This is a genomic window from Microbacterium arborescens, from assembly GCF_030369635.1.
Lineage (GTDB): Bacteria > Actinomycetota > Actinomycetes > Actinomycetales > Microbacteriaceae > Microbacterium.
The window spans coordinates 640,116-658,730 of the sequence record NZ_CP128474.1; the positions used below are offsets into that span (position 1 = coordinate 640,116).

The 18,615-nt window shown below is 71.6% G+C and carries 14 protein-coding genes and 2 tRNA genes; 10 read left to right on the forward strand and 6 right to left on the reverse strand.

Annotated elements, in window-relative coordinates; genetic code table 11:
• Window positions 1–241: 241 nt before the first annotated feature.
• The 3 genes from QUC20_RS02920 to QUC20_RS02930 all read right to left on the reverse strand — a co-directional run bounded on the left by QUC20_RS02920 (window position 242) and on the right by QUC20_RS02930 (window position 3,996).
• Window positions 242–1,288: an LLM class flavin-dependent oxidoreductase gene (locus QUC20_RS02920; protein WP_120263446.1), complete on the reverse strand. Its 1,047-nt coding sequence runs from the start codon at window positions 1,286–1,288 to the stop codon at window positions 242–244.
• Window positions 1,289–1,378: 90 nt separating this feature from the next.
• A complete protein-coding gene (locus QUC20_RS02925; RefSeq protein WP_289330896.1) occupies window positions 1,379–2,743 on the reverse strand; it encodes a cryptochrome/photolyase family protein in 1,365 nt (454 codons plus the stop codon).
• A gap of 62 nt (window positions 2,744–2,805) precedes the next feature.
• Window positions 2,806–3,996, reverse strand: coding sequence for a diacylglycerol/lipid kinase family protein (locus QUC20_RS02930; RefSeq protein WP_353105715.1), 1,191 nt, complete (start codon window positions 3,994–3,996; stop codon window positions 2,806–2,808).
• Between the two features lie 116 nt (window positions 3,997–4,112).
• Between QUC20_RS02930 and serS the strand changes: the two genes are divergently transcribed.
• The 3 genes from serS to QUC20_RS02945 all read left to right on the forward strand — a co-directional run bounded on the left by serS (window position 4,113) and on the right by QUC20_RS02945 (window position 6,455).
• Complete coding sequence (serS, locus tag QUC20_RS02935; RefSeq protein WP_289330897.1) at window positions 4,113–5,378, forward strand: serine--tRNA ligase; 1,266 nt, start codon at window positions 4,113–4,115, stop codon at window positions 5,376–5,378.
• The gene (locus tag QUC20_RS02940) at window positions 5,375–6,319 is read left to right on the forward strand and encodes an HAD family hydrolase (RefSeq protein ID WP_289330898.1); all 945 of its coding nucleotides are present in this window, start codon (window positions 5,375–5,377) and stop codon (window positions 6,317–6,319) included. Before serS ends, QUC20_RS02940 begins: the two co-directional genes overlap by 4 nt.
• 48 nt (window positions 6,320–6,367) lie before the next feature.
• Window positions 6,368–6,455: transfer RNA gene (locus QUC20_RS02945), tRNA-Ser, on the forward strand.
• Between the two features lie 58 nt (window positions 6,456–6,513).
• Here the strand turns inward: QUC20_RS02945 and QUC20_RS02950 are convergent.
• Both QUC20_RS02950 and QUC20_RS02955 read right to left on the reverse strand, forming a co-directional pair.
• Window positions 6,514–7,368, reverse strand: a complete 855-nt coding sequence (locus QUC20_RS02950) for a DUF308 domain-containing protein (protein ID WP_289330899.1) — start codon at window positions 7,366–7,368, stop codon at window positions 6,514–6,516.
• 303 nt (window positions 7,369–7,671) lie between these two features.
• Window positions 7,672–10,095 carry an acyltransferase family protein gene (locus QUC20_RS02955; protein ID WP_289330900.1) on the reverse strand — a complete coding sequence of 808 codons (2,424 nt, stop codon included), beginning with the start codon at window positions 10,093–10,095 and terminating at the stop codon, window positions 7,672–7,674.
• A gap of 119 nt (window positions 10,096–10,214) precedes the next feature.
• Between QUC20_RS02955 and QUC20_RS02960 the strand changes: the two genes are divergently transcribed.
• The 6 genes from QUC20_RS02960 to QUC20_RS02985 all read left to right on the forward strand — a co-directional run bounded on the left by QUC20_RS02960 (window position 10,215) and on the right by QUC20_RS02985 (window position 15,752).
• Window positions 10,215–10,973, forward strand: a complete 759-nt coding sequence (locus tag QUC20_RS02960; RefSeq protein ID WP_289330901.1) for a hypothetical protein — start codon at window positions 10,215–10,217, stop codon at window positions 10,971–10,973.
• A gap of 4 nt (window positions 10,974–10,977) precedes the next feature.
• Complete coding sequence (locus tag QUC20_RS02965) at window positions 10,978–12,609, forward strand: RecQ family ATP-dependent DNA helicase (RefSeq protein ID WP_289330902.1); 1,632 nt, start codon at window positions 10,978–10,980, stop codon at window positions 12,607–12,609.
• 273 nt (window positions 12,610–12,882) lie between these two features.
• The gene (locus tag QUC20_RS02970; protein ID WP_259455244.1) at window positions 12,883–14,193 is read left to right on the forward strand and encodes an LCP family protein; all 1,311 of its coding nucleotides are present in this window, start codon (window positions 12,883–12,885) and stop codon (window positions 14,191–14,193) included.
• A gap of 91 nt (window positions 14,194–14,284) precedes the next feature.
• Window positions 14,285–14,376, forward strand: a tRNA-Ser gene (locus tag QUC20_RS02975).
• A gap of 79 nt (window positions 14,377–14,455) precedes the next feature.
• A complete protein-coding gene (locus QUC20_RS02980) occupies window positions 14,456–14,905 on the forward strand; it encodes a GNAT family N-acetyltransferase (protein ID WP_289330903.1) in 450 nt (149 codons plus the stop codon).
• 40 nt (window positions 14,906–14,945) lie between these two features.
• Entirely contained in the window at window positions 14,946–15,752 is an 807-nt protein-coding gene (locus QUC20_RS02985; protein WP_289330904.1) for a sugar nucleotide-binding protein, read from the forward strand.
• 127 nt (window positions 15,753–15,879) lie between these two features.
• On the opposite strand, the gene QUC20_RS02990 is transcribed toward QUC20_RS02985, so the two are convergent.
• A complete protein-coding gene (locus tag QUC20_RS02990) occupies window positions 15,880–16,479 on the reverse strand; it encodes a TetR/AcrR family transcriptional regulator (RefSeq protein WP_289330905.1) in 600 nt (199 codons plus the stop codon).
• A 62-nt stretch (window positions 16,480–16,541) separates the two neighbouring features.
• Here QUC20_RS02990 and QUC20_RS02995 point away from each other — a divergent pair, with 62 nt between their 5' ends.
• Window positions 16,542–18,614, forward strand: coding sequence for a beta-galactosidase (locus QUC20_RS02995; RefSeq protein ID WP_289330906.1), 2,073 nt, complete (start codon window positions 16,542–16,544; stop codon window positions 18,612–18,614).
• The last annotated feature ends 1 nt before the right edge of the window (window position 18,615 follow it).

Consider the following 18,615-nt stretch of genomic DNA (forward strand, 5'->3'; position numbering starts at 1 on the left):
CTGGTCGGCCGGTACCGGCACAGGCTGAGCGGCGTGATGCGGGCCCGCCGCCGGCTTGAGCCGGTGCTCAGCCTGTATCCGGCACGGGTTCCGTCCCCGGCGCCCGGCGCCCGGCGCCCGGCGCCCGGCCCCGGCCGGCGCCGCGCGCGGTCGAGTCGCCAGAAAGTGCGGGTGGCGGGGGTGCGGGATCCGCGGTTCGTGGCGACTCGACGGGGCGGTCAGGGGGAGCGGTGGGCGTCGGTCAGGCGGCGAGGAGTTCTAGGGTGCGGATGCGGGCGGGCGCGGCGTCCGGCTGCTCGCCGTCGTGCGCGGCCGAGACCGGCGAGATCATGACCTCGTCCACGCCGTGCTGCGCGGCGAACGCGGTGAGGGCGGCCTGCGCGTCGGGCCCGGTGCCGACGAACCAGCGCGAGCGCAGAGCGTCGAGCATCGGGGTGGCGAGGTGATCGGATGCCTCGGCGGCCGCGGCCTCCTCGACGGTTTCGAGCGCCACCAACGGGCGGTTTCCGCGCAGCCGCGCCATCATGCGGGCCTGGGGAAGCATGAGGGCTTCGGCCTCGGCCTCGCTGTCGGCGACGACGGCGTTCGCGGTCAGGAACGTCCGCGGCGCCTCGAGCGTCTCGGACGGCCGGAACTGGTCGCGGTAGAGCCCGAGCGCTCGGTCGAGGCCCTCGCCCGAGAAGTGATTTGCGAACACGTAGGGCAGGCCGAGGGCGGCGGCCAGCTGCGCCGAGTAGTCGCTCGATCCGAGCAGCCACACATCCGGGGTCGTCGTGGCCGCGGGCGTCGCGTGGACGTCGTACGTCCCGCCCGAGGTGAACCGCACCGTCGCGCCGTCGCCGGTGACGAGGGCCAGGATGTCGCGGACGTTGTCGGGGAAGCGGTCGACGTCGCTCGTCGTGCCCGACTGGCGCAGGAGCTGTGTGATGACGGGATCGCTGCCGGGGGCGCGCCCGATGCCCAGGTCGACGCGTCCGGGGGCGATGGCCTCGAGCGCGGCGAACTGCTCGGCGACGACGAGCGGCGAGTGGTTGGGGAGCATGACGCCGCCCGAGCCGACCCGGATCCGCGAGGTGCGCGCCGCCGCGGCGGCGATCAGCACCGGCGGGGTCGTCGAGGCGACGGCGGGCATGTTGTGGTGCTCCGCGAACCAGTAACGGCGATATCCGAGCTCGTCCGCCCGCTGCGCGACGGTGAGCGATGCGGCGATCGCTTGCGCACTGGTCTGTCCCGTGCGCACGGGCACGAGGTCGAGCACGGACAGGGCGGGGCGGGATGCATCAGACATATCCCTCGGCTCAACCTCGCGGCATCCGTCCGCATTCCCCGCGCCCGCCTCACGGCCCCAGGTCGCCGCGCCACCCTCACCGCGCCGCCCTCACCGCGCCCGCTTCACCGCCTCGTACGCCTGCAGCGCGGCCTTGCGGGTCGCGGCGAGGTCGACGATCCGCTCGCGGGCGGCGCTGTCGGGGGCCCACTGGCTGACATACAGCCCCTTCGGATCGAACTTCTCGGCTTGACGCTCCGGGTTGAAGATGCGGAAGTACGGCGACGCATCGGCCCCCGATCCGGCGACCCATTGCCAGTTGAAGGCGTTGCTGGCGCCGTCGGCGTCGACGAGGGTGTCCCAGAACCACTGCTCGCCCAGCCGCCAGTCGATCAGCAGGTTCTTGGTGAGGAAGGATGCCGTGACCATCCGCACCCGATTGTGCATGTATCCGGTGTGCCAGAGCTCGCGCATCCCGGCATCCACCATCGGCACCCCGGTCTCGCCCTTCTCCCACGCCGTCAGGTGCGCGGGGTCGAGGGCCGGCCAGGGGAAGGCGTCGAAGCCTCTCCGCCAGTTCTTCGTCGCGAGGTCGGGGAAGTGGTACAGCGTGTGCCAGGCGAACTCGCGCCACCCGAGCTCGGAGAGGAAGCGCGAGGCGGACGTGGCGTGGGCGCCGGTTCCGCCGCCGGTCTCGACACCTGCATGCCAGACGGTGTGCGGGCTCAGCTCGCCCCAGCGCAGCCGCGGTGACAGCAGCGAGGTCGCCCCGGCGCTGGGCTCGTCGCGTGCGGCGTCGTAGGTGCCGAGGTCGTCGTCGAGGAACTCGCGCAGGCGGGCACGCGCCGCCGCTTCGCCGGGCTGCCAACGCTCGCGCAGACCGCCGGCCCAGTCGGGAGCGGTGGGCAGCAGCCCCCAGTCGTCGAGGTCGTCGCCCGCGGGTGCGGTGAGCAGGCCCGGGATCTCGCGGGGCCGGGGGAGCGGTTCGCGCGGAGCGGGCAGGTTGCGTGCGGCGTTCCAGAACGGGGTGAATACCGAGAAGGGGGTGCCGCTGCCGGTCTTCACCGTCCAGGGCTCGAACAGCACGTTGGCGGCGAACGACTCGACCTCGACGCCGTCGGAGCGCAGGCCATCCTTCAGCTCGGTGTCGACCGCGCGCTCGGGCCCGCCGTAGCGGCGGTTCCAGTAGACCGCGCCCGCACCGATGTCGTCGACGAGCGAGCGGACGACGGATGCCGCGGCTCCGCCCCGCAGCACGAGGTGCGACCCGCGTTGACGCAGATCGTCGGCGAGCGATGCGAGCGAGTGGTGCAGCCACCAGCGCGCCGCGCCGCCGAGCGGGCGGATGCCCTCGGACTCCTCGTCGAGCACGTAGAGGCCGACGACCGGTTCGCCCCGGTCGAGCGCGGCTCGGAGCGCGGGGTGGTCGGCCAGGCGCAGGTCGTCGCGGAACCAGACGATCGAGGGCGAGCTCATCCCGTCATCCTGTCGGGCCGCCCGGTCCACGGCGAACGGTTGACAGGGTGTGCCGGGCCGGCTCAGTCGCCGGGCAGCGTGTGGCCGGCGGGCACGGCGACGATGAGGCCCCGCGGATCGATGCGGGTCTGCACGTGCTTCGCCTCGCCGAACTCGTCGCCGTCGAGCTGCACGGGGTGCGGCTCCTGCGGGGCGAGCGCGACGCCGCGGCCCCGCGAGTAGACGACCGCGTTGTCCTTCGTCCGCAGCGCGAGGACGCGGCGACCGGCGCGGAACTTCCTCAGGAAGCTGTTGTCCCACGCGACGCGGCGCCACACGAGCAGCCAGCCCCAGAAGCCCTTGGGCTGCATGATCACGACGTCGAGCTGGCCGTCGGTGATGGAGGCCTCGGGAATGAGTGCGATGCCGGCCTGCAGCGACCCGCAGTTCGCGAAGAGCACGCTCTGCACGCGAGCCGCGTGCATGCGGTGCCCGTCGAGCTGGTACACCACGCGGAACGGCTTGGCGTTGACGAGCGAGCGCGTCGCGCCGTCGACGTAGGCGACCCAGCCGACCGACTTCTTCAGCTGCGGGTTGGTGTTGGCGATCATGGCCGCGTCGAGCCCCATGCCGCCCATGACGACGAACGCGTGCTTCTCGACCTCGCCGTTCTCGCGGGTGATCCGCGCCCAGCCGACGTCGATCGCGGTCCGGTCGCCGCTGAAGGCCGCCTCGATCATGGTCTCGGGCTCGCTGAGAGGCAGTCCGAGGTTGCGGGCGAGCAAGTTGCCGGTTCCGCTGGGGACGATGGCGAGCGGGATGCCGCTGCCGCTCATCTCGCCCGACACCGCACGCACCGTGCCGTCGCCGCCCGCCACGAGGACGACGTTGACGCCGGATTCGAGCGCTTGACGTGTGACGTCGTCGCCGAGGTCGTCGACCGTCGTCTCGTAGAAGAGCGGCTCTTCCCACCCGGCGGCCTCGGCGGCGCGGAGAACCTGCTCGCGCAGCGCATCGCCGTCGACCTTGATCGGGTTGTAGACGAGCGCGGCCTTGGGGCTGGGCTTCTCCGATCCGCCCGCCATCGGCTCCGTCTCGCCCTCGGGGCCGACGCGGCGTGCTTCGCCGGTCTCGCCGTCGGTCGTGTCGGGCGCGACGTCCTCGGGTTCGCGGATGACGTCGTCGGGGGCCGCGGCCTGCGCGGGATCGGGGGTCGTGGGAGTGGCACCGTCGGAACGCTCGCGCGAGGAGGTGTCGTCGGATTCGGTCGCCATGGCTACACCATAGGGGCGCCCGCCGATACGAGATTGCCTCTTGCGCCGGGGCGCGCTGCGGGTACGGGGGCGCGCTGGTCCGGCTGCGCGGATGCGCGCGACCCTAGACTTGACGCGTGATCGACCTCGCATTGCTCCGTGAACAGCCCGACCTGGTCAAACTCTCGCAGGTGAAGCGCGGGAACTCGTCGGAGAGCGTGGATGACGCCATCGCCGCCGATCGCGAGCGCCGGGAGGCCATCACGACCTTCGAACGGCTCCGTGCCGAGCAGAACGCTCACGGCAAGAAGGTCGCACAGGCGCCGAAGGACGAGAAGGCGGCGCTGGTCGCCGAGGCCAAGCAGCTCAGCGAACGGGTCAAGCAGGCTCAGCAGGCCGTCACCGCCGCCGAGGAGGCCGCTGAGGCCGCGCTCGCCCGCATCGAGAACATCGTCATCGACGACGTGCCCGCTGGCGGCGAAGACGACTTCGTCACCCTGCGCACGCACGGCGAGCCGCCCTCGTTCGACTTCGAGCCGCTCGACCACCTCGCCCTCGGCGAGAAGCTCGGCGCGATCGACATGGAGCGCGGCACGAAGGTCGCCGGCAGCCGCTTCTACTTCCTCAGCGGCATCGGCGCGCGCCTCGAGATCGCGCTCATGATGCTCGGCCTCGACCGTGCGCTCGCCGCCGGGTTCACGCCGCTGATCCCGCCGACGCTCGTGCGCCCCGAGGTCATGCGGGGCACCGGGTTCCTCGGCGAGCACGCCGCCGAGGTCTACCACCTCGAAGAAGACGACGCCTACCTCGTCGGCACGAGCGAGGTTCCTCTCGCCGGGTACCACATGGACGAGATCCTCGACCTCGAGCGCGGCGCCAAGCGTTACGCCGGATGGTCGACCTGCTACCGGCGCGAGGCCGGCTCGTACGGCAAGGACACGCGCGGCATCATCCGGGTGCACCAGTTCAACAAGCTCGAGATGTTCGTCTACACCACGCCCGGCGACGCGGAGGCCGAGCACCTGCGGCTCGTCGCGATGCAGGAGCGGATGCTGCAGGACCTCGGGTTGTCGTACCGCGTCATCGACGTCGCCGCGGGTGACCTCGGGTCGAGCGCCGCGCGCAAGTACGACATCGAGGCGTGGGTGCCGACGCAGGGCGCGTACCGCGAGCTCACATCGACCTCGAACTGCACGACCTACCAGGCACGTCGCCTCGACATCCGTCACCGCCCCGACGGCGGCAAGACCGAGCCGGTGGCGACCCTCAACGGCACGCTCGCCACGACCCGGTGGATCGTGGCCCTCCTCGAGACGCACCAGCGGGAGGACGGCTCGGTCGTGATCCCCGAGGTGCTGCGCCCCTACCTGGGGGGCCTCGAGGTCGCGGAGCCGCTCGCATGACCGGTGGTGCCGACGGCGGGATGACCGCGGTTCCGGACGCGCTTCCGGACGAGGGCGGCATCGAGGTCGTCGCCCCGCGTGACGCGGTCGAGATCGTCGAAGACGTCGCCGAGGGGATGCCGGCCGTCGCCGGTGCGTCGCGACTGATGATCGTGCTCGACATCGACGGAACCGTGCTGCTGGAGGACGAGACGCTCAGCCCCGGTGTGGTCGACGCCGTCGCCGAGGCCCACGCCGCGGGCCACGAGGTGATGCTCGCGACCGGGCGCTCGTGGGAGGGCACGCACGGCATCCTCGCTTCGCTCGCGCTGAACCCCGACTACGTCGTGTGCTCGAACGGCGCCGTCATCCTCAAGCGGGTCGACGACGACTTCGCCGATGTGCTCGCGTACGAGCGCTTCTTCATCGAGACGTTCGACCCGACCGAGGTGCTCGGCCTGCTGCGCCAGCATCTCCCGCACGCCCGGTACATGGTCGAGCTGCCCGACGGGCGCCGCCGCTACACCGAGGAGCTTCACGACTGGAACCTCCACGACGCCGACAAGGTCGCCTTCGCGATGCTGTCGGAGCAGGAGGTGTGCCGCGTCGTCGTGGTCTCTCCCGACGAGACCGACTCGGACTTCGTCGAGCTCGTCGATCGCATCGGGCTCAACAAGGTGTCGTACGCCGTGGGCTGGTCGGCCTGGCTCGACATCGCGCCGCAGGGCGTCGACAAGTCCACGGCGCTCGAGCGCGTGCGCACGTGGCTCGACATCGAGCCGGCCGACGTGCTCGTCATGGGCGACGGTCGCAATGACATCGGCATGTTCCGGTGGGCGCGAGAGCGCGGCGGCCGAGCGATCGCGATGGCGCAGGGCGCGACGGAGCTGCTCGCCGAGGCGTCCGAGACGACCGTGTCGGTGCAGGAGGGCGGCGTCGCGGCCATCCTCCGCTCGCTCTGACCGCGGTCGCGGGCGGCTAGGATCGAAGCTCAGCGGTTCGCGCCGCTGGGAGGGTTGTCCGAGCGGCCGAAGGATCCAGTCTTGAAAACTGGTGGGCAGCAATGTCCCGTGGGTTCGAATCCCACACCCTCCGCCAGAATCGCCCCTGCTCGACTGGCCGGGATCGCTGATGTACCCGGCCAGTCGGTCAACGGTTACGGCAGCTGGAAGTAGACCTCGTCGGCGAGGATCCCCGGCGTCACACGGATGAGGCCGTCGAGCGACGACGGCACGAGGTACACCTGCTTGCCGGTGTCGGACGCCCCTGCCAGCAGGCTCGCCGTGCCGAAGGTGGGCTCCACCCCGGAGACGAAGTTGTCCCAGGTAGAGATGACGGTGCCGTCCGCGGCGACGTACTCGACCTGAACGAGCGAGGAGGCCCCGTCACCGCTTCCCTTGTAGGTGGCCGTCATGTCGAGGATCACGTACTGGGTGCCCTCGCCGGGTTCCGTGTTGAACGGGTTCCCGGCCATCACGGCGTCGTTTCCGTTGCGCTCGAACGAGTTGAGGGTCACATCCCACTCGCGGTTGCTGATCGAGGCGCTGAACGGCAGCGGGTCTTCGCGCGTGCCGGTGGGGCCGTCGCTCGTGGCCTCGTCGACCGTCTCGTCCTGCGGCGCGGCATCAGCCGGAGCCTCATTCACGATCGTGCTGCCGCCGCTTGCCTGATCGACGGCATCGGACACTGCCGCTGCGACGACGAAGGTGAAGACGAGGAATCCGACGACCGTTCCCACGACCGAGACGATGATCGCCGTCAGACCCTGCCACTTCGTCTTCCCCGACAGGCAGACGGCGACGATGCCCACGATGAAGCCGGCAGGTAGGAGGATCCAACCAAGGATCAGCGCACCAGGCACGCACGCGAAAATGAATCCGACGGCGGAGATCGCGAGCGCGATGATGCCGACGATGTTGCGCTGCTTCGTCGGCGCTCCGGCAAGCTGAGGCGGGTAGTACGGGGCGGGCTGCGTTTCGGGCGCGCCGAACGGCGGCGGAGTGGTGGTCATGCGGATCTCCAGATCGAACGGTGTGATGCACGCGGACACGACGATCGTCGTCAGGTGGCGCCCCCAGAGCAGCCACGTCGAGCGGGCACCTCAAGCTAGTCCTCCCGCGAGATCGCGCCGCACGCGCGAATCGGTCCTGCCTGTCCTCGCCCGGGCGATCCGGTGACCGCGACAACCGGAAAGCCGGGCGGAATCGCGGATGTTGTCTCGTTGCCGGACGTGCCGTCGGTGGCAGCTGAACGTCATGTTCCCGGGGAAATTCATCCAAACGGATGAAGCCGTGTGCCCCCGGCTGCCCGCAGGCTAGAGCAGCCCGCGTGCGGCGAGTTCGGCGCGCAGCGCCGGGACGATGTGCTCGGCGTACGCCACCGTCAGGTGCGTGCGGTCGTAGCGCGTCGGGATGTCGCCCGCGAAGGCGGGGCACACGAGCTCCCAGCAGGTGAGAGGCAGCGAGCTCACGGCGTGGTCGCCGGATGCTGCGGCCACCCGTTCGGCGGCGGATTCCATCTGGCCCCACGTGCTCGAGACACCTGCGGCGCATCCGTACGGCGAGGCGGCGGGGGAATAGCAGCGCCCGAGATCGGCGCCCTCGGGCGGCGGCGCCAGGTGGACGATGCGCCCGGGCATCCCGTAGGTGGCGGCCTCGGCCGCCTGGCCGGCGAGCAGGGCATCGGCCGAGAGGTCTGCGCCCTCGGGCGTGTGGCCGAGCGTGTACGCGTTCGACATCACGACGAGAGTCGGCGCGTCGGCGCGGATCATGGCGCGCACGTCGGCTTTCCGCTGCGGGCACGCGGTCATGACGCCGGCGCCGTCGTTCTGCACGGCGACGTCGGTGAAGCGGCATCCGTAGAGGCCCACGGTCGTCACGCGGATGCCGCCGTCGCTGTCGTCGGCGAGCTTGCGGAACGCGGGCGCGTAGGCCATCGCGGTCGAGTCGCCGACGAGGTAGATGTGCGTGGGGGCGTCCGGATCGCCGGTGCTGCAGCCCGCCGCGGTCGGAGTGGTGTCGGGTGAGAAGCAGTCGCGCGCCGGGTTGCTCGCCGACGACCGGGTCATGACCTCGTCGAGGGAGGGGTGCAGCTCGGGCCACGTGGTCGCGGTCGCGGCCTCGGCGAGCTCCGCCTGCAGGGCGGCGACCGGGTCGCCGGGGTCGGCTGCGGCGGCGTCGCCCGCGGCGTCTGCCGCGCCCGCAGGAGGGAAGGCGACGAGCGATGCCGTGAGGCCGCCGAACACGTTCTGGACGACGAGCACGACGGCGAGGGCGGCGATGCCGAGACCGGATGCCGCGAGCACAGCCGGCGGGCCGAAACGGGCGCGCCACGCGGCCCAGGGGGCGGCGGCGGGCACGGTATGCGGCTCGGGGCCTGCCAGAGTCTGGGGCGCAGCGAGCTCGCGCGTCTCGGGCGAGGCGGCGACCTCGAGCGGCGCAGGAACCGGGCTCGGCGGGCTCGACGGGCTCGGGGATGCGGGCAGGCTCGCTCCCGGGTAGTAGCGCGTCCCGGGTGTCCAGCCTGCGGGACGGGTGCTGAGCGCGCGCGGGGCGGGTGCGGCATCCCGAATCGGCGCGGCAGCGGGAGCCGGAACGGACGCGGGGGCCGACACGACCTCCTCGGGCGGCGCCTGCACCCCTCGTACCGCTGAGCCCCCGTACGGCGCGAACCGGAAGGGCCGTTCGACCAGGTGGTACGAGGCGACGGCGAGGACGGCCGTGATCGCGAGCACGAGCGCCGTCGTGGCGTCGCGGGCGGGCAGCAGCACGGTGGCGAACACGATGACCGGGAAGTGCCACAGGTACAGCGAGTACGACACGTCGCCGGCGAAGACGCTCGCGGGGTTCGTCAGCGGGAAGAGGTGCCGGTGCCGCGGATCGCCCGGCACGCCGCCGGCCAGGACGAGTGCCGTCGCGGCGACCGGGAGGGCTGCCCACGGAGCCGGGAACCCGCCCGCCTCGGGATCGATGACGGCGAACGCTGCGACGAGTCCCGCGAGACCGGCCCACGACGCGAGCCCGCCGACGACGGGCGGGATGCGTCGCAGCAGCGGCACTGCCGCGGCGATGAGCGCCCCGGCCGCCAGCTCCCAGGCGCGGGTGAGCGTCGAGAAGTAGGCCGGGACGGCGGCATCCGCGTTCTGCACCAGCGCCCAGGCGAACGACACAGCGACGACGACCGCTGCCAGCGTCGCCACGGCACCGGCCGCCGCCCTACTGCGCCGCCGGGCGGCGGGCAGCAGCGAGACCACCAGCAGGAGCAGCAGCGGCCACGCGAGGTAGAACTGCTCCTCGACCGCGAGCGACCAGAAGTGTTGCAGGGGCGAGACCGCGTCGTCGGCATGGAAGTAGTCCGTGCCCACCGCGGCGAAACGCCAGTTCGCCGCGAAGCCCGCCGACCACAGCCCGTCGAGAAGCGTCTGCTCGGCCCGCGGGCGGTTGAAGGCGAGGAATGCGCTCGCGGTCGTGGCGGCGAGCACGACGACGGCGAGCGGCAGGATGCGGCGGGCGCGCCGGCCGGCGAACGCGGCCAGGCGGATGCCGCCGGTCAGCTGCACCTCGCGCAGCAGCGCTCCGGTGATGAGGAAGCCCGAGACGACGAAGAACACGTCGACGCCCACGAACCCGCCGCGCGGCCACCCGACCGCGTGCGCGCCGATGACCGCGAGGACGGCGAGGGCCCGAAGGCCTTGGATGTCGCGTCGCGGCGTCGGGTGCGGGAGCGTCGGGCTGTTCACATGGCGTCCGGAAGGGCGACCCCGAGTGTAGTGGGAGCGGTCTCATCACCGCGATAGCGCATCGAGGTGTCAGCGCAACCCCTGTGCGCAGAAATCTGCGGACCGGGTTCGATCGTGTCATGACTGCTCTTCGTCGAGCGCCTGTCGCCCGCATCGCCGGGACGCTGCTCCGCGGGCTCTTCGCCGCGTCGCTGGCCGTGCGGCGGCCCCGGCCCATCCACGTGCACGGCACCATGTTCAGCGGAACGCTGCGCTGGGTGGGACCCGTGCGTCACTCCGGCATCTCCTGGATCGACGATCCGCCACCCTCGGGCGAGACACCCGTCATCGCCCGGCTCTCGCGGTCGCTCGGGTTCCCCGACGCCGTGCCGGACATCTTCGGGCTCGCCCTCCGCATCCCGGGCGATCCCGCAGCGCCCGAGACCGATGCGGCCGACATCGAGTTCGCATCGACGGGGCGCGGGGTGCCGCTCCGATACGCCCTGTTGCCCCGGCGCCGACCCGAGCGCGCGCGTTTCGGCATCCTGCTGCCGTACCGGGGGCGCCGCGGGCCCGTGCTCCTGTCGGCGACGACCGTCGACGGCGGTCCGGATGCCGGCGGCTGGAGGCTCGTGCTCTCGTTCGCCTCGCCGCTCGGCCCCTGGCGGCCGTTCGCGCTGCTGGGGCTGCATCGTGAGGTGTGGCCGGGCGATCAGCCCCGATTCGACGCCGGACGACGGGTGTTGCCCGGAACCCGGGTCTATCCCTGGGTGCGCGCCCTGCGGCAGCCCTCGTACGACCGCGTGCAGCGGCACGCGTCGCCAGGCCGCGTCGCGTCTTCCACACCGGAGGCGCCGGCGCAACCGGCATGCGAGGTCGCGGCCTCCGCGATGGACTGAGGACGTGCAGCCCGACGAGATCGCCCGTGTCGCCCGTGAGTCCTTCGGCATCGACGAGCTGCGACCGCAACAGCTCGATGCGATCGAGGCGGCGGTGGCCGGGCGCGACGTGATGGTCGTCTGGGCGACCGGCGCCGGGAAGTCCGCGGTCTACCAGGTGGCTGCGGCCCTCCGCCCCGGCCTCACCGCGATCGTGTCGCCCCTCATCGCGCTGCAGGAGGATCAGCTCGCGCGCATCGAGGAAGCGCCCGACGCCCCCGACGGCGTCGCCCTGAACTCGAGCCGCGGCGCGCGGGCCCAGCGCGAGGCGTGGGACGCGATCCGGTCGGGAGAGGCCTCCTACGTCCTGCTCGCGCCCGAACAGCTCGCGAAGGACGATGTCGTCGCGGAGCTCGCCGAGGCCGGTGTCTCACTTCTCGTCGTCGACGAGGCGCACTGCATCGCCGCGTGGGGGCATGACTTCCGCCCCGACTACCTGATGCTCGGTGAGGTCTCCGAGCGTCTGGGGCGACCGCCGATCCTCGCGCTCACGGCGACGGCCACGAGCCCCGTGCGCACGGAGATCACTGAGCGGCTCGGCATGGACGACCCCGCCATCCTCGTCGGGGATGTCGACCGTCCGAACATCGAGTTGAACGTCAGGCGTCATGCCGACAAGTCGGGCAAACGCGACGCGGTGCTCGACGAGGTCGCCGGCCTGCCGACGCCGGGACTGTTGTACACCGCGACACGGCGCGGCGCCGAGGAGTACGCCGAGGCGCTCCAGGAGCGCGGGATCGATGCCGTCGCCTACCACGCCGGCCTGTCGTCGAAGGATCGCAACCGCGTGCACGAGGCCTTCCACGACGGTGAGGTCGACGTGGTCGTCGCCACCTCGGCCTTCGGCATGGGGATCGACAAAGCCGACGTGCGCTTCGTCGTCCACGCCGACATCCCCGATTCCATCGACGCGTACTACCAGGAGCTGGGTCGCGCCGGTCGCGACGGCGAACCCGCGACGGCCACGCTCCATTACCGGCCCGAGGATCTGTCGCTGCGACGCTTCTTCGCGGCATCCGCTCCCAAGCGCGGCGAGCTCACGCGGCTCGTGGAGGCGATCGCCGGTTCGAAGAAGTCGCGCGCCGAGCTCGCGGCGGCCGGTGGGCTGTCGGCGCGTCGCGTGACCGCTCTGCTCACCGTGCTCGTCGACGCGGGGGCGGTGCGCACGAGTCGTGCCGGGGTGGCGCTGCGGCGGGGGATGACGGTCGAGCGCGCGGTGGACGCGGCGCTGGAGCGGTCCGCGGAGCGGGAGCGCATCGACGCGTCCCGTATCGAGATGCTCCGCAGCTACGCCGAGACCCGGCGGTGCCGGCGTGCGACATTGCTCGGGTATTTCGGGCAGGACTACGTCGAGCCGTGCGAGAGCTGCGACACGTGTGCGGCATCCGCGAACGACCGCGCCGTGCGCGAGGACGACGGGCGCGACCATGCGGACGCGCCCTTCCACGTCGACGACGTCGTCCGCCACCACGAATGGGGCGAGGGGACGGTCATGGCCGTCGAGGACGACCGCGTCACGGTGTTCTTCGAATCGCAGGGGTACAAGGTGCTGGCCACCGAGCTGGTCGCCGAGCGCGGTCTGCTCGAACCCGCCTGACCGCCATCGCGGTCTCGCCCCCTGGGAGCGGCTACCAGTTTCGAGGCGCTTCGGCCCATACGCGGCGTGCGGCTCGTTAGCGTGCACATGAGCGACCAGCACGCCAGGCGGTGGCGACTGAAAATGGGGGGCGTCGCCGCCTCGCGTGTCCGGGGCGCTCACGGACTTTCCAGACATCCGTCCCTATGATGAGTCGGTCACCCGGGAGTGTCCGTACGACGCGAGCAGCGTCCACCCGAACGCACTCCTCACCGGCCCGTCGAGAGGACACCCGTGAGCGCACGTTCCGATGCGAAGGCGTCGCGGCGCCGTCGTCGTCCCGTCGCCCGGCACGGCCAGCTGCGGTCGCCGAACCCGCTGACGCAGATCCTCGCGGTGCTCGGTGTCATGGTCGCCGTCGTGGTCGTCAGTGGTGTCGCCGTGAGCGGCTTCTACGTGTGGAACGCCACCCAGGTCGTGGCCGACGCCGGCGTTTCGATCGGTGACGACGACACGCAGCTGCCCCCGACCATCGGCGAGATCGAGGGCGGCGTGAACATGCTCGTCGTCGGAACGGACTCGTGCGAGGGCGCCAACGCCGAACTCTCGTCGGCCTGCAAGAACAAGGACACCGAGGGCGAGCGCAACGATGTGACGATGCTCGTGCACATCAGCGACGAGCCGCGACGAGTGACCGTCATCTCGTTCCCGCGCGACATGGTCGTGCCCATCCCGGCCTGCACCGGCGAGGACGGCACCCAGTATTCAGCGATGAGCGCGCAGATGCTCAACGTCTCGTACATGTACGGCGGCCTCGCGTGCTCGGTCAGCACGATCGAAGAGCTGACGGGCATCGACATCCAGTTCGCCGCGGCGACCCGCTGGACCGGCGTCATCAACATGTCCGACGCTATCGGCGGGGTCGACGTCTGCGTCTCCGACGACGTCAACGACGTGCACACGGGTCTGAGCCTCGCGAAGGGGAACCACACCCTCCAGGGCACGGAGGCGTTGCAGTTCCTGCGCACGCGATACGCGATCGGCGACGGCTCCGACCTCGGTCGCATCTCGAACCAGCAGCAGTTCATGAGTTCGATGGTGCGCAAGCTGCAGTCCGACGGCGTGCTCGGCAACCCGGCCGCGCTGCTCAACCTCGCCACCACGGCCGTCGACCAGGTCGCCACCGGACAGATCAAGCTCAGCTCGTCGCTGTCGAGCCCGCAGCGGATGGTGCAGATCGCTCTCGCCATGCGCAGCGTGCCCTACGAGGACATCGTGTTCGTGCAGTACCCCACGGCCTACGTCAACGGGGGGTCGCGCGTGCAGCCGGTCGAGAGCGCCGCGAAGGTGCTGTTCGACGCGCTCGCCGCCAACCAGCCGGTGCAGCTGAGCGGCTCGACGAGCGACGGCTACGGCACCGAGGTCGTCGGTGAGGCGGCACCGCCCGCCCCTGCTCCGACGGATTCCGCGGCGCCCGCCGACCCGGAGGCGACCACGGATGCGCCCGCGACAGATGCGCCCGAGGCCGGTGCGCCGGTCGTGCTGCCCGAGTCGGTCACGGGCCAGACCGCGGCGCAGGTGACGTGCACCGTCAGCTCGCGCTGAGACGGGGGCTTTCCGGCGCTCGATTCGGAGCCTGCGTCGGAGCGGGCTATGATTGCCGGGTGCATCCGCGCCGTCTCGCGTCGGATGCCGTGGAGACGTCGCATAGTCAGGCCTAGTGCACCACCCTGCTAAGGTGGAGTCCCCGTAAGGGGACCGAGGGTTCAAATCCCTCCGTCTCCGCCATGACAGAAGCCCCGGTTCGCCGGGGTTTCGTCGTCTCTCGGCCGCTGGCTCGGCGGCTCGCCTTGCCTAGACTGTGGCCGTGGACGCCGGCACCGAGACCCTGAGCTTCCGCGTCGCGACAGAGGCGGATGCGACCGAAATCCTGGCGCTGTGGGAGCAGGCGGCGGAGAACGACGCCCGTGCCGCCGATGATCGCGGGGCGGTGATGGCGCTGCTGCGGCGCGACCCCGACGCGCTCGACCTCGCCGTACTCGACGGCCGCATCGTCGGTTCGCTCATCTCCGGGTGGGACGGCTGGAGGGCGCACCTCTACCGGCTCGCGGTGCACCCCGACGCACGCCGTCGAGGCATCGGGCGCCGCCTTCTCGCGCGTGCCCACGACCGCCTGAGCGCACTCGGCGCTACTCGCCTCGACGCGATGGTGTTGGAGGGCAACGCGCTGGGCCAGAGCGTCTGGGCGGCCGAGGGGTATCGGCCCCAGGAGGAATGGCGTCGCTGGGTTCTGCCGGTGGAGGCCGGGCGCCCCTGAACTCGGCCCCGCCCCCGCCGCACCCTGCGAGGATGGGGGCATGACTGCTCGACGTACGCTCCTGGTCGGATCCGGCAAGGTCGCTACACGTCTCGGCGAGAGCCTGGTCGACGCGGGGCAGGAGGTCGTTGCGATCCGGCGGAGCGCCGCCGGCATCCGTCCCGCGTTCACCCCGATCGTCGCCGATCTGGCGGCGCCCCTCGACATGGCGTTGCCGGCCGTCGACGCGATGGTCGTGACGCTTCCGCCGGGGGATGACCCCGGCTTCTACCGCACAGCGCTCGAGCGGATCGCGCGGGCCCTTCCGAAGCCGCCCGAGCGCACCGTCTTCGTGTCGTCGACGCGCGTCTTCGAGGGCTGGGGGCCCGAGCGCACCCTCGACGAGGAAGACGAGCCCCGGCCCACCAGCGCGCGCGGCGAACAGCTCGTCGACGGCGAGAATGCGGCACGCGACCTCTTCGACGCGATCGTTGTGCGGCCCGCGGGGATCTACGGTCCCGGGCGCGAACGCCTCATCCGCCAGGTCGTCGCGGGCGAGGCGGTCGACTACGATCGCCGCACCAACCGCATCCACGAGGTCGACCTCGTCCGTGCTCTCGCGCGGCTTCTCGACGCGGAAGCGCCGCCGTCGCTGTTGCACGGGGTCGACCGGCGACCCGCGACCCTCGGAGAGGTGGTCGAGTTCATCGCCGACCGCCTCGGCGTCGCCGCACCGCCACGCGCGGAGGCGGGTCCGGACGCGGATCGCGGCAAGGTGCTCGACGGCTCGCGCCTCGCAGCGATGATCGACTTCACGTTCCCGACGTTCGTCGAGGGCTACGGACAGGTCATCGCCGACCGCGGCTGATCGTCGAGAAGAGCCGAGCGAGCCGATACAGCTGTCGGACTGGTGGTGCTGGTGTCGCCTGCGACGGCGGGCGAGGCCACACCAGTCCCGGCGGTCCGACGAATGTATCGGCTCAGGCCGGGCAGGCTCAGGCCGAGCGCGGACGCAGCAGGCCGACGAGCAGCAGGCGCATCGCCGCAACCGGGTCGGTGTCGTCGGTCAGCCAGCGGATCTGGATGCCTTCCCATCCGCTGATCACGAGGTCGGCGAGGGCGCGGGGGTCGTCTCGCGCCTCCAGGCGGCCGCGGGCGCAGTCGTCGGCGATGGCCGCGGCGTAGGTCTCGGTGACCGCGCGGTAGCGCTCGAGCAGCCACGCGTGCGCCTCGTGCTCGGGGTGGGTGGCCTCGGCCGACACGATCGAGAACATGCGCACGAGCTCGCGCCGCGCGAGGTTGCGTTCGACGATCGCCAGCACGCTCGGGATGAACCCGTCGCGCGCGGCGCGCGCGGGGAAGTCGGTGTCGGCGGCATCCTCCTGCTCGAGTACCGCCGCCAGCAGCGAGACCTTCGTGGGGAAGTGGTGCATCACGGTCGTCAGGCTCAGGTCGAGTTGCTTGGCGATCTGGCGGAGCGACCCGCCGCGGTACCCGTGGGTGCCGAACACGACGGTCGCCGACGCCACGATCTCGGCGCGGCGAGCGGCGCTCTTCGCGTACGGCCCGCGAGGGTGGGCGGGGTCGGATGCCATGACCCGAGCGTAGAACACGCCAATCCCGTGCATCTGCACGTGTTTGGGTCTACGCTGATCGCATGGCAACGGATGACACGACATACCGCTGGGTGAAGGACGGGGCGCTCGGCCCGGGACGCATGCGCTACGGCGCCGATTACAACCCCGAGCAGTGGCCCCGCGAGGTGTGGGACGAGGACGTCCGGCTGATGCGCGAGGCCGGGGTCAACATCGTCTCGCTGGGCATCTTCTCGTGGGCGCTGCTCGAACCGCGCCCCGGCCAGTGGGACTTCGGCTGGCTCGACGAGGTCATCGAGCTGCTCCACACCAACGGCATCGACGTCGATCTCGCCACCGCGACCGCGTCGCCGCCGCCGTGGCTCGCCAAGCTGCACCCCGAGATCCTGCCGCAGACGATCGACGGGACGACGCTCTGGCCGGGAGCACGGCAGCACTGGCGGCCGACATCGCCGGTGTTCCGCGAGTACGCCCTGCGGCTGACCCGTGCGCTCGCCGAGCGCTACGCCGACCACCCGGCTGTCGTGGCCTGGCACATCTCGAACGAGCTCGGCTGCCACAACCTCTACGACTTCTCGGATGACGCCGCCCGCGCGTTCCGGGTGTGGCTGCAGGAGCGTTACACGACCCTCGACGCGCTCAACGAGGCCTGGGGCACGGCCTTCTGGTCGCAGCACTACGAGGAGTGGGACGAGATCCTGCCCCCGCGCGCCGCCCCGACGCAGCGCAACCCCGGGCAGCAGCTCGACTTCGAGCGCTTCTCGTCGGATGCCGTGCGCGACCACCTCCGCGCCGAGAACGCGGTGCTCGCCGAGGTGACCCCGGGCATCCCGCGCACGACGAACTTCATGGTCGCCCAGAACGTCCGCGACATCGATTACCCCTCGTGGGTCGGCGACGTCGACTTCGTCTCGAACGACCACTACCTGCGTCCCGGCGAGCTCGGGCGCGACGACCTGTCGTTCTGGTCGAACCTCACGGGCAACATCGCCGGCGGCCGGCCCTGGTTCCTCATGGAGCACGCGCCGAGCGCGGTGAACTGGCGTGCAGTGAACCCGCCCAAGCGTCCCGGCGAACTGGTGCGCGATGCCCTGACCCATGTCGGGCACGGTGCGGACGCTGTCTGCTACTTCCAGTGGCGGCAGTCGCGCGCCGGGGGCGAGCGCTACCACTCCGGCATGGTCCCGCACGCGGGCGCCGAGAGCCGGGTGTTCCGAGACGTCGTCGACCTCGGGTCGCAGTTGCGCGACCTCGCTCCCGTCACCGGAAGCCGGCGCGAGCGGGCCCGCGTCGCGCTGGTGTTCGACTACGAGTCGTGGTGGGTCAGCGGACGCGACTCGCACCCCTCCGAGTCGCCCGCGTACGACGACGAGACCCTGCTGTGGTACCGGGCGCTCCTCGACCTCGGTGTGCGCGTCGACGTCGTTCCCGTCGCGACCGACCTCGCCGGCTACGAGGTCGTCGTCGCCCCGATGCTCCACGTCATCCCGGCGGCGCTGCGCGAGCGTCTGACCGCTTTCGTCGCGGCGGGCGGGCACCTCGTGACCACCTACTTCTCGGGTGTCGTCGACGAGAACGACCGGGTGTGGCTCGGCGGCTACCCGGGTGCGCTGCGCGACCTGCTCGGCATCACGATCGAGGAGTTCGTGCCGATGCTGCCGGGCGAGACGGCATCCCTCGCGTCGGGCGCGGTCGTCCGCGACTGGAGCGAGCGCATCGCGCGTGTCGAGCCGGATGTCGACGTGCTCGACGTGTACGTCGGTGGCGACCTCGACGGCGCCCCGGCCGTCACGCGCCGCCGAGGCGGCCAGGACGGCGGCGCCGGGAGCGCCACGTACGTGTCGGCTGCGATCGGGCGCGCGGGGGCCGCTGACGTCATGCGGCGCTTGGCCGGTGACATCCCGGCGCTCGCGGCAGACCCGCTCGCGGCCGACGGGGACATCGACGTGATCGTCCGCCGCCACGAGGACGGACGTTACGTGTTCCTGGCGAACCGCACGGATGCGGAGGTCGTGGTGACTGCGGCCGGTGACCTGCTCGCCGGTGCCGCCGAGCGCGGTGCGTCGGACGCGGTCACGATCGCTCCCCGCGGTGTCGCGGTGCTCGCGCAGGAGGGCCGAGCCGCGCGACAATGAC